The 11,860-nt window shown below is 48.2% G+C and carries 11 protein-coding genes; 3 read left to right on the top strand and 8 right to left on the bottom strand.

From position 1 onward, the window contains the following. Positions 1–37: 37 nt before the first annotated feature. Positions 38–1,105: a S1C family serine protease gene (locus DFP95_RS07755; RefSeq protein WP_181907311.1), complete on the bottom strand. Its 1,068-nt coding sequence runs from the start codon at positions 1,103–1,105 to the stop codon at positions 38–40. A 157-nt stretch (positions 1,106–1,262) separates the two neighbouring features. On the opposite strand from DFP95_RS07755, the gene DFP95_RS07750 reads away from it, so the two are divergent. Continuing rightward, positions 1,263–2,177 carry an SDR family oxidoreductase gene (locus DFP95_RS07750; protein ID WP_115992026.1) on the top strand — a complete coding sequence of 305 codons (915 nt, stop codon included), beginning with the start codon at positions 1,263–1,265 and terminating at the stop codon, positions 2,175–2,177. 71 nt (positions 2,178–2,248) lie between these two features. Here the strand turns inward: DFP95_RS07750 and DFP95_RS07745 are convergent, their stop codons facing one another. The 5 genes from DFP95_RS07745 to DFP95_RS07725 all read right to left on the bottom strand — a co-directional run bounded on the left by DFP95_RS07745 (position 2,249) and on the right by DFP95_RS07725 (position 5,750). Continuing rightward, the gene (locus tag DFP95_RS07745; protein ID WP_115992025.1) at positions 2,249–3,595 is read right to left on the bottom strand and encodes an MATE family efflux transporter; all 1,347 of its coding nucleotides are present in this window, start codon (positions 3,593–3,595) and stop codon (positions 2,249–2,251) included. 103 nt (positions 3,596–3,698) lie between these two features. Beyond that, complete coding sequence (locus DFP95_RS07740; protein ID WP_115992024.1) at positions 3,699–4,496, bottom strand: class I SAM-dependent methyltransferase; 798 nt, start codon at positions 4,494–4,496, stop codon at positions 3,699–3,701. Positions 4,497–4,667: 171 nt separating this feature from the next. Beyond that, positions 4,668–5,060: a LytTR family transcriptional regulator DNA-binding domain-containing protein gene (locus DFP95_RS07735; RefSeq protein ID WP_115992023.1), complete on the bottom strand. Its 393-nt coding sequence runs from the start codon at positions 5,058–5,060 to the stop codon at positions 4,668–4,670. 40 nt (positions 5,061–5,100) lie between these two features. Further along, entirely contained in the window at positions 5,101–5,223 is a 123-nt protein-coding gene (locus tag DFP95_RS29790) for a cyclic lactone autoinducer peptide (RefSeq protein ID WP_220376354.1), read from the bottom strand. Positions 5,224–5,225: 2 nt separating this feature from the next. After that, positions 5,226–5,750 carry an accessory gene regulator ArgB-like protein gene (locus DFP95_RS07725; RefSeq protein ID WP_115992021.1) on the bottom strand — a complete coding sequence of 175 codons (525 nt, stop codon included), beginning with the start codon at positions 5,748–5,750 and terminating at the stop codon, positions 5,226–5,228. 1,593 nt (positions 5,751–7,343) lie between these two features. On the opposite strand from DFP95_RS07725, the gene DFP95_RS28850 reads away from it, so the two are divergent. Together DFP95_RS28850 and DFP95_RS07710 are read left to right on the top strand one after the other, a co-directional pair. Beyond that, a complete protein-coding gene (locus DFP95_RS28850) occupies positions 7,344–7,991 on the top strand; it encodes a sensor histidine kinase (RefSeq protein ID WP_181907310.1) in 648 nt (215 codons plus the stop codon). Between the two features lie 123 nt (positions 7,992–8,114). Then, entirely contained in the window at positions 8,115–9,686 is a 1,572-nt protein-coding gene (locus tag DFP95_RS07710; RefSeq protein WP_115992018.1) for a glycosyl hydrolase family 18 protein, read from the top strand. A 2-nt stretch (positions 9,687–9,688) separates the two neighbouring features. Here DFP95_RS07710 and DFP95_RS07705 read toward each other — a convergent pair whose 3' ends face one another. Both DFP95_RS07705 and DFP95_RS07700 read right to left on the bottom strand, forming a co-directional pair. Further along, positions 9,689–10,987, bottom strand: a complete 1,299-nt coding sequence (locus DFP95_RS07705; RefSeq protein WP_115992017.1) for an ABC transporter permease — start codon at positions 10,985–10,987, stop codon at positions 9,689–9,691. Then, on the bottom strand, positions 10,984–11,748 hold the full coding sequence (locus DFP95_RS07700) for an ABC transporter ATP-binding protein (RefSeq protein ID WP_245987462.1): 765 nt from the start codon (positions 11,746–11,748) through the stop codon (positions 10,984–10,986). The genes DFP95_RS07705 and DFP95_RS07700 overlap by 4 nt, the downstream gene beginning before the upstream one ends. Positions 11,749–11,860 lie beyond the last annotated feature (112 nt).

Here is an 11,860-nt window from a genome sequence, read left to right as displayed (position 1 = left end):
CCCCATTGTGCCCTAGGACGGCTTCTTAGCGTTATCGTTACAGCGAAGCCGGCATCAATTCGCCTAGCGCGTCTACAATCGTTGTGGTCGGGATCGCGAATCCGATCCCTTGGGCTTCGGCATTCACCGCGGTGTTAATTCCGATGACTTCGCCTTTCTCGTTCAACAGCGGTCCGCCCGAATTGCCGGGATTGATCGAAGCGTCGGTTTGGAGCAAATGCTCGTATTTGTGGTCGCCTTCTTCATCCGCTATCGTAATCGGACGATCCTTAGCGCTAAGTACTCCCATCGTTATCGTATGATCGAATCCGTACGGATTGCCGATCGCGATTACCCAATCGCCGATATTCGTCGCGTCCGATTGTCCTAAAGTCAGGGAATGAAATGCTTTGTTTTCGGGGTTTTCCACCTTCAGTACCGCCAGATCGAGACTAGGATCCGAACCCACGACTTTCGCGGTAAGCGGCTCATCGTACCCTTCGACCGTAACCTTGACTTCCGCCGCCCCGGCGATAACATGCTCATTCGTTAGAATGTAGCCATCGTCCTTGAAAATAAATCCGGAGCCGGAGCCGACCAGTTCAATCTGCCCATTCGACTGTTGTTGCCGTTGACCTTCGCTCCGGTCACCCCCGAATAGATTACGGGTATTCGGGTTCATCTGAGAGTTTACCGTAGCGTAATTTTCGATTTTCACGACAGCCGGACTTGCCGTATCATACACCGATGCGATGCTTTTGTCGCCGATTACCGCCGAAGTTAATCCCGGATCTTGAAGCGACGAACTCCCGGCGACATTGATATGGCTATTCATAATAGCCTTACCCTCGACACCGAACCAATTCTGCCTGTCCGCCGCATAGGAGAATCCTCCGATGACAACCGCGCCAACCAAGAATGCAGCAAGCATGACTCTCATCGAATTGGCGGATTTTCGTTTCGGGTCACTCCCCCTATTTGCGTATTGTTGCATCATATCGGTATGTTTGCCGAGTTCCTTTTCGTAAGAAGACCTCAAATCGGATATTTCTTTAGCGGAGTCGTGAATGTAAGATGTCACCGGCGGGTTATGTTCGGCGTTATCGAACGCGTTCTGTTCATTCATTCCTATCATCCTCCTTGTCGCTGCCTATGAATCTATCATGGAGGACAAACCTTAAATGAAAGTTAAGCTTAAGTAAAATAAACATGAATAAATAAGTCAATGCGTAAGAATAGACGGTTTTGTTTATTCTATTTCTATAAGAAAGGAGCGATTAACCATGACGATTTCCCAAGGTACTTCGACCGAGCCCGTTCTCGGTACCCAGACGCAATCGCCCAGTCGCCCGAGTTCCTTCCCTCCGCAGCACCAGAACCGACAACCCGGAATCCAGCAAAATATGAATCCGCTACCCGAGGCCGAATCTCCGGTCTATCGCCCGGCAGGCAAGCTGACCGGCAAGGTCGCCATCGTTAGCGGGGGCGACAGCGGAATCGGTAGATCCGTATCGATTCTCTATGCCAAGGAAGGCGCGGACGTCGCCGTCATTTACTTAAACGAGGACGTGGACGCGGAAGAGACGAAACGCCAGATCGAAGCCGAAGGACGACGCTGCTTGTTGATCCGAGGAGATATCGGAGATCAAGCGTTTTGCAAGCAGGCGGTCGATCAAGCCGTCAATGGTTTAGGCCGGTTGGACATCGTCGTCAACAATGCCGCGGAGCAGCATCCTCAGGACAAGCTCGAGCAGATTACCCCGGATCAACTGGAAAGAACTTTCCGTACGAACGTATTCGGTATGTTCTATCTTACCCAAGCCGCGCTTCCTCACTTGTCCGCAGGCTCCACCATCATCAATACGACATCGATAACCGCTTATCGCGGAAGCCCGACTTTGCTCGACTATTCTTCTACCAAAGGCGCTCAAGTCGCTTTCACCCGCTCCTTGGCCTTGAATGTCATCGGACAAGGAATACGAGTTAACGCGGTTGCTCCTGGTCCCATCTGGACTCCGCTCATCCCCTCTACCTTCGATGCCCAGAAGGTAGCCAAATTCGGAGCCGACTCGCCGATGCAGCGAGCCGGTCAACCGGACGAGCTTGCCCCGGCTTACGTGTACCTTGCCAGCGAGGATTCGTCCTACATGGCCGGACAAGTCTTGCACGTCAACGGCGGAGAAGTCGTGAACGGTTAATGTCGCGGAATAAAAAGAAGCAGACCGATCTCCCAAGAGACCGGTCTGCTTCTTGCTCACTATGGCGATAATCAACCGTGCGCTTCCTTCATTCTTACTTCGTTGAAGTCCGTTCTGTAGTATCGAATCATGACGGCTAGCCCGAGAGCCACAAGGAACGAATACAGTGCAAGCCAAGCTCCTATGCTTCCCCAATCGAAAACCGTCACGAACAGATACGTTAAAGGCACGAACAAGAAGAGACTGAGAACGAACGAGGAACGCATGAGGAAGGTCGTGTCGCCGATTCCCCTCAAGCCGCCGGCATAGAAATTGTAAAATCCGTCGAATATTTGCAAATAAGCCGATACCTGAATCAAATGAGCAGCCAACTCGTAAACGCCGGGATCGTCGCTATATAACTTCGCGATTGGCACTGCCCATATTAATTCCGCCGTTCCGAGACAGATAAGGAATATCGTCCCCAGTATAGCCGTATTCGTTCCGGCCATTTTCGCTAATCGCGGTCTTCCTTGACCGATTTCCTGGCCTACGAGAATCGTCGCCGTGGAGCCGAACGCGAACGCGGGCATAAACCCGAACGACATGACGCTTAAAGCGACCTCGTTCGCCGCGGTTGCCATTTCGCCTAACGTTAGTACGAAAATCGTGAATATGTACATAGAGACGCTCATCGAGAATTCTTGCAATCCGAGCTTGCCGCTTTCCCGGGAAATCAGCTTTAACTCGCGCCAATCCGGTTTCTGCAGCTTTCTTGTTTGGTAGCGCTTATGCATCGGTCCCCAGAATACGGCAAGGCAGATCGCTAGCTGAACCGCTTCTCCGATCAATAAGGCATAACCCGCGCCGATAATCCCAAGATCCGGCAATCCCCAGTGACCGTAAGTTAACCCGTATGTCAACGCGACCATCAAGACATTCGCCACGATCGATACGATCATCGACGTCCGAGTGTCGCCGACCCCACGGAAAAAACCATGAAAAACAAAGCTGATAATTCCGAAAGACATCGCATAGAACCGCAGCTCCAAGTATCCGCCGCCGGTTTCGACCAGGTTATCGGAGCCGCCGGTTAGATTGAGCACGGCTCCGCTCGCCAGCCATCCGGCTAAAGCGATAACCACACCCACCCCTACGCTGACAAGCAGCGCGAGATACATTCTCTGCATCCCCTTGCCCATCTCTTTAGCGCCGAAATTCTGAGCGACAAGATAGTTGACCGAATGTCCGATTCCCGAAAATATGGCGAATACGTTGTACATGATAATGTTGGAAACGCCAACGACGGCAATAACCACGAAGCCTAGGTCGCCGACCAAAATTAAATTAACCGTACCTGTAAGCGTTTGCGTTGCGAATGCGAATAAGGATGGGAGAGCGAGTATTAGAATGCCATACCAGCTCTTGAGAAGTTTCATGATGTCATACCGTCCCCGCTAACTAAGATGTCCCCATTCTGCCTGAGTTGATCGACTAAGTCAATGAACTCTGCGGTGTTATTTTTATCGGATTATGCTCAATTTACGCTAGTTTAACCGCCGCTATTCTTAGCCTGCGATAATCCGCGGTCCATGTCCCCTCATCGTATAGCCGGGTTTGCTTGAGCCTGCTTGCGGCTTCTTCTATCCATGGTGCGGCTTCCTGCTCTCCAGCGCTCGGAAACATCGCCGAACCGAACATCCTTAACCAGCCCTTCATTCCGTCTTCGCCTTCTTGCAGAACCGTTGGACGGTCGAAGAGCAGTGCGCTTTGCACCTCCAGACCCGCCTTTTCCAACAAGGAAGAGTATTCTCCCACAGTAGGAAAATACCAAGGCATAACGAACGCATCCTCTCGGCCATGCATACTTAAGGATTGCCGTGTCGCCTCGATTATGGTCGAAACATTACGATGCCCACCCAACTCCGCGATCAATCTTCCTCCGGGCTTAAGTCCGCTGATCATGCTTGCGATTGCGGCTTCGGGATCCTTCATCCAATGCAGGGCCGCATTGCTGAATACGGCGTCGTAGGACCGTTCCGCTTTCCAGTCCATTCCGTTAGCTTGGAGAAAGCTCAAATGAGGGTACTTCCTCCAAGCTCTATCGACCATTTCCGGGGAAATATCCACTCCGAGAACCTCCGCCCCGCTTCGCGCGATCTCGGCGGCCAAATCTCCGGTTCCGCACCCGAAATCGACGATGGTTTCCCCCTTCCGCGGATTTAACCATTTCACGATATCTTCGCCATATCGCGATACGAAACTCATCGACTCGTCGTAACGATCCGCTTCCCAATTCACCTTTTGACTTAGGTCCCTTCGGTTCTCTTGATTTTCCATACCCGATCATCTCCCGTAACGAATTCATGATAGGTATGTTATAACATGACACTCCGTTATAAGTTAAATATATATAAACTATTTTATTGATAGGAAATAACTATAAACAATCAAAATAAAAAAACCAAACCTCGGCGGCTCGGCGGCTTGTTTTCCAGAAATGACCCACACTTATTTTTTCCAAAATAATGATGGCTTCGGAAAGGCTGTCTTGTACTTCGCGCTGTCTTCCTTAGCCAAGTGCTCTACTTTGCTTACGTTCGCTTCCGATACGGTCGCGAATTTACTATCCGCAGTCACCGGATGATCGAAATATACCTTGCGAGCCTTGCGATCAAATGAATTCACGTGGTTCATGTTGACAATATTTGTTCTATCCAGTCGTTCGAAGCCTGATTCCTTAAACAATATAAGCAATTCGTCCAAAGTAGTAGGATAGAAATACTTGTCATCCTTCGTAAAGAACTCAGGACCATCCGCCGAAGGCTTTATCGCAATCAGATCCTCGATATTTACTGTGCATGGATTCCCGTCGCGATCCAGCAAGCGGATTTGTTCAGTCATGAATTCACCCCTTCCATCATAAGTATATGAAAGTTTCAAACTAACCCCTTAACTCTTCCGGTATTTCAGGTCTATGCATAATCCACAAACAAGCTGTGCTGACGAATACAACCGCAAATAATCCTAGTAGCTTCGCAAACGGGACTAATAATTTCTTTTTCAAATTTATTCGCCTCCTTTCTCTTTAGGCAAAAGTAAAATCGATTGCAACACTAATATGGAAGTCAGCGTTGAATCTTTCCAAAATAAATTACTTCCACCAATCAACACTGCCGCTATTTTTAGAAATGGATAATATTTCTCTGGAATTCGAGCATAACCTTTAAAGTTTCTCGGTGCAAGTATCGCTATAATACCAACGGATACTACGGTAATAATCAGTGTCCACATTTGCGTAAAATGTATATATGGCGCAATGCAAACGAATAAAATTGATAGTACCGTGCACCATGTGGATGAATGAAGATGAAATCCTCCCGCAAATATCCTCAGCAATATGAAATACATCAATCCCATTAGAGTAGCCATTGGTTCATTAAAAATAATTGCTACCAAAGTAATTGAAATTATTGTAAATAAGTTATGCAGAATGATATATAGTGAATATTTCATCACGTCAATACTTGGCGTATTCTGCGCGTCAACCTGCTTAAGATATGTTGCTAATCCCATGGATAATTTATTTATCATTTTTATTATCCTTTCGGGTAGAGAAATAAATTAATATCACCAAAACAAGAATAATTACTATTGCAATCGTGTAAAAATATTGGGGTAAACCTACGGATCCTATATACATTGCATTAACGACGAAAACTACGAATAACGATATAACTAGCGTGACTAAGAATAGCCTGTTCCCTTTTACCTCTTCCTTAAAAAACCTGCTGCTTGCGCGTATATAACTGAATCCGCCATTTGTGACAAGTATAAAATACGAAATGAGTACCAACATAGCAGCCGATGACGCTTGAAGGATATATCCACTAAATGTATACGGTTTAATTTCGCTAAAAAGACCAAATTTGATGAAGATCGTCAGCAGTAACCATTGAACTAAGGTATATACTAAGTAGGATAATATGACCATAATTATGGAATGAAGAAGCCTGATTCTAAGAATGATCGATAACAAGAAGACTAGGAGAAATACATTGATCACCGGGGAGATATTTTGCAACGACTCAACTTGCAGAGTGTTTGAGACTAAAGCAAGAATAAATGACGATAAACAAAACTTAACGATGTGTTCCTTAACAGAAAACCGAAAAAGAACCATGGCGAATATCGAAAAGGTTATGTACTCTAACATTGATGCAAAAATGAATTGTATAAACTGCATTTTACGAGCCTCCGACTCAAATGACAGATGAAATGGTTCTTAATCTATAATAGCAAAAACGAAGAATAAATAATATTCATTTCAGTCTAAATATCGCTGTTATTTCTGTACATATTGAACTAGTACATTATAATAAAATAGTACTAGAAATATATCAATGTATTCTGACGTTATTCTTACATTTATTTCAATAATAATTAGATAAAATATCCATAGTTTTTATAATTAGGAGAGATAACGGCGTGCATGAGTTTTTTGACTTTCTTAAACTTAACCTCTTGGCTTCTCAACCTCAGACCTTCGTGTTCTGGGTGTTTTGTTTTTCGTTTTTAGAAATCCGACCTCCTAAATTAATTAAGAGAATCGCGATATTGACAGTTATTCATTCTATTTATACTGATATCTTGATTCTAGCATTGCCACTGCCTTTTCATTTCATCAATACCATTGTATCTGGATTATTACTTCTATTTATTATTTTCAAAGAAATCGGGACGAAACAAAAGCTTTTCCTAATGTTATTCTCTTTGGTTTTAGGCGTATTCACAGATTTAATATCAGGAAGTATTTTAATTTATGTGATGGGTGTTTCTTCCCATGCAGATATGATCCGAGATCATTTATATCAGCTTCTTACCGTCTTATATCCCGAATTACTCGTTTTGCTAGTCGCTTCCTGGTTTATCCACAAGCGGAATCTATTTTCCGCAAAAAGGTTATTCACTATAGTATTAAAAAATGAAAGGAGCACGTTAACGAAAGTAATTATTTTTATATTCATTCAATTCGTCCTTTTAGGAGCACTGCAAATTCTGCAATATACTCCCGATAATAACCAGGCTAGAAATTCCATTTTCATCTACGTCATCATATTCGTCAGTCTCCTAGCACTAGTCTCCATCATCCGCCTTCTCATCCGAACGAGGGAGCAAGCGGCGAGGATGACGCAGGAGGTTTACGTCGAAGAGATCAACGACATGTTCACGTCCATTCGCGGTCAGCGCCACGACTTTCTAAATCACGTGCAAGTCATCCATACGATGGTTCAGATGAACCGGACCGAGCAATTGAAGTCATACGTGTCCGAATTGGTTAAAGAGACTCGCGACGTAAGCGATATCGTTCATCATTCCTCTCCGGCTCTTGCTGCTTTCGTTCAAGCTAAGCTAACAGTATCGCTTGGGAAAAGCATTTCCTTCACCTACGAGCTTCCCGATCGATGGAATGCTCAAGAAACGACGGTCAAAGTGATCGACGTGGTCAAAATACTCGGAAACCTTGTGGACAATGCGTTCGACGAAACATCGAATCTCCCACTCGGACAGCGCCAGGTACATGCATCGATCTCTATTAACAAGGAGGACCGTATCGAGCTGCAAGTTTCCAACAAAGGCCGAACGATAGATTCGGCCGAGCGGGAACGCATCTTCGCGCCGGGTTACTCCACCAAGGGAGAAGGGCACTCCGGACTCGGGCTGGCGATCGTCCAAGAACGGGTTAAACATTATAACGGGGATCTGAGCCTGCAGTCGGACGATGCGAACGGGACCACTCTATTTCGCGTCACTCTTCCGCAAACCGCAGTTTAATATATTTCCTATTTATCCATATTCTTTGCATTTACTCCTCTCCCTATCTCCCGGAAAATAAGTAGTAACTACTTATTCAATAGACTCGCAAGCGAGCTTCTATTACCGGAGGGAGAGCGACAAGTGAAAGCGAATACAACCCGGCTCCGCCTGATGCTGCTGTTGATCGTCATCGGATTCGCGGCTTTACCGCCCCAATCGAGCCATGCCGGCAACGAAATCAAACTTACATACGAGAATACCCGCATCGTATTCGCTGCCCCCCCGATTACTTTGAATGCCAATACCTACGTGGAAACTCGCCCTTTTATCCAACCTATCGGCCTGAGTATCGAATGGATCGACAAAACCCAATTCAAGCTTGCCAAGCCGGATTTGACCCTCGTAATGGACGTCAACAGCACACTGGCCCGATTGAACGGGATTCAGGTCTATTTGACCGTGCCTCCCGTTCTTCGACAAGGAAAATTGTTCTTGCCTGTTCGCCCTATGGCGACGCTTCTGAATCTGAACTTAAGTTGGCAAGCATCGACGTACACCATCTCGCTGAGTCCCAAGAGCTCGAACACGATACCGCAACCGCCGATTACGGAGCCTGTACCCAATCCTAGCAGCCCCTACAAAGTAATCGCCTACTATCCATCTTGGGCGGTCTATCAGAATTATCCGGTTTCCAAGATCGCCGCGCCAAGCATCACCCATATTAACTATGCTTTCGCAAACATTCAGGACGGCCAGGTCGTCATGGGGGATCCTTTGACGGATACAAGCAATTTTCGGGAGCTTCGCAAGCTTAAGGAAACGAATCCCCATCTTAAAACGCTGATCAGCGTCGGCGGATGGACTTGGTCCGGCGATTTCTCGGATGCGGCCCTTACCGTCTATTCTCGCAATAGATTTGCCGATAGCGTCGTGCAGTTCCTAAGAGTCAACGGCTTCAACGGCGTCGATCTCGACTGGGAGTACCCGGTGGCCGGAGGATTGGCCTCCAACGTAACAAGGCCCGAAGACAAACGCAACTATACGTTGCTGCTTCAGGCCGTTCGGGACAAGCTGGATGCGGCCGAAGCCGCAGATGGCAAAGCTTACTTGCTTACGATAGCCGCTGGAGCTTTTACCGGATTCGCGAACCAGACCGAGATCGCCAAGGTCGCCGCGACGACCGACTGGATCAATCTCATGACCTACGACTATCATGGAGATTGGGAAAGCAGCAGCAATCATTTGGCGCCGCTCTATGCGGACCCCGCCGATCCGGCCAGCGCCAAATCGAACATCGACAGTACCGTGAAAGCTTATATCGGCGCGAAGGTTCCCGCGGATAAGTTGATACTCGGCATCCCGCTATACGGGAGAAGCTGGACCGAATGCGGCACGACCAATCAAGGACTCTATCAATCCTGTAACGGAGCAGCGCCGGGCGTCATCGCCGACGGAGTCCACGAGTACGGTAATCTGGAAGAACAGGGGTGGATTAACGGCAACGGGTTCGTCCGATATTGGAACGATACGGCCAAAGTCCCTTGGCTGTATAAGAAAACGACCGGAACCTTCGTCACCTACGAAGATCCGGAATCCATTGCATACAAGGCCGACTATATCAAAACTAAGAAGCTAGGCGGCGCCATGCTGTGGGAAATCAGCCAAGATTTCAACGGGACATTGCTGAACAAGCTTGTAAATTCGTTAAAATAGCTTTATTTCTTCTTTCCGCGTAAGCTGCTGAAAGAAGCGAATACTTCACTCAAGAACTTCAACCAGTAATAACCGATGGCGGGAATCGCGACAATGGCTAGCCAAGCAAAGCTTCCATGCGCAATTCCCGCTTTTACGGCTAGAACGATTGCCCAAAGCGTAATTAATGGGAGTCCTCCCCATACTTTCACTTTGATTGAAGCCTGATCGAGAAGCTCCTCCCGCCAATGAAACAACGCAATGTAAGGCTCGGATAACCATTGCTTCCATTGTCTTTGCAACATGGCCAGCAGCAACAGCGGAAGAACCAGCCATACGATGACCGCCAACGGAAGCGGAGATAGAATAATCGCGACGGCTCCGGCGCCCGCGAAATACAGAAAAGGCTTCAGGAGGTCGAATCGCCTCAGTACCGACTTGAACCAGCTATCGATCAGCCTATGGACATCGTCCCGATGCTTAATGAGAGGACGCGATTGCTTGAAGAGGACCGGCCTGCGCAGCTTCGGTAACGGTTTCTTATCCAGCGAATCGGAGAGAATCCAGCCCACGTTCGCGATATAAGCGGCATTCTCGACGGCGATCTCATGCATAAGCGTCCCCTTCTTCCGGATGCGCAGCCTCATTTGCCAAAGCGCGGTTGCCGATGCGAATACGAGCGCCGCGTATACAAACTCGCGATGCTGTTCTCCTAGCGTTGCTACCCATACGAAAACAACTACGAAAACCGGCCTGATGAGCAACGAGATCAGCGTTCTCCGCCACCCCTTCCACCTTCGCTCCACCTGGTCCCTTAGAACGATCCAGTTCAACCCGAGGATCGCGGACAACAAGGCTAGAATCGTTACATATATGCCGGGAAACTCGAAAATCCGGATTAAAACGGGAGAGATAACGGCAGCGACGACGGTAGCGACCACTGCGCGGACGATAATTCCGTATAGAAAACCGGACGCGGACAATCCGCGGTTCCACCTTGCGTTGCGATGCAGGAATAATCCGTCGCCGGACTCCGCGAACGTTCTGTATTTTCCCGTAAGCTGTACGACCGCAAGAGAAGTCAGAAGCAACGCGACGGGAATATCGAATAGCCAAGCCGGAGGGTTACGTACCAAATCGCGATACATCCCCCCGAAGATAAGCAATCCGGGAATAAATATATATAACCAGACTGCCCAGTCGAGAACGGTTCTCCAGCATTTCCAGATGGCTACCCAGTAGGCGGTCATTCGTTCCACGAATAGAGGAAACGGGCCGTAACGCTTAATCGGGAATACGTCGAGATGGCGTTCGTTCTTCATGTAAGTTCCTCTGCGTTCTTCGTCAATTTCACGAAACAATCGAATAACGACGCGTCTTCCCCGCACCTTGCCGCTGTTCGAATGTCCGCGAGAGTGCCGGATGCGGCCACACCTCCGTCATAGACAAGCAGGAACCGGTCGCATAGTCGTTCGGCGGAATCGAGCACATGGGTCGTAAGCAAGACGCCCGCTCCGCGATCTCGCTCCTCGTCCAATGCTTCCAGCAGTTCCATTACCGCGCCGGGATCAAGCCCGATGAAGGGCTCGTCCACCAAATAGAGCTCCGGCTTGATCATGAAACCGATAATCAGCATGACTTTCTGTTGCATTCCTTTGGAGAATTTAACGGGAAATTCATGCTTAACCTTATGAAGGCGGAACCGGCGCAGAAGCTTATCCGCGCGTTCCCTGAATATCTCCTCGGGAATGCTTCCGGCTGCCGCGACCAGCACGAGGTGCTCCCATAACGTCATCCGTTCATACAGTATGGGTTGTTCCGGAATGTAGGCAATGCGCGAAGACATCTCGATTCCGCCGACGTCTTCTTCTTTGCCATGCCAATAAATGTCGCCCTTCCAATGCGGAAGCTGTCCGAGCAAGCCCTTCATGATGGTGCTCTTGCCCGCGCCGTTAGGTCCCAAAAGCCCGACCCGTTCTCCGGCGGCGACGCCGAGTACGACATCCTTCACGATCGGATCTTCCGACTCGTATCCCGCTTCCCTAACATGGGCTCGAAAAAGCACCTCTGCTCCGTTATCCAATGGTCTTGTCCTCCTCCAATTCTTCACCATAACCTATACGCAATCGGAAGATTAACGGTTGCTTTTGACGGACGGCAAAAAAAATGCGGCCTCCCCCGAGTGGGCGAAGACC

The organism is Cohnella lupini, from assembly GCF_003386205.1.
Taxonomy (GTDB): Bacteria; Bacillota; Bacilli; order Paenibacillales; family Paenibacillaceae; genus Cohnella; species Cohnella lupini.
The sequence above is the reverse complement of the archived record's forward strand: the minus strand, read 5'-3'. Positions and strand labels throughout refer to the sequence as shown.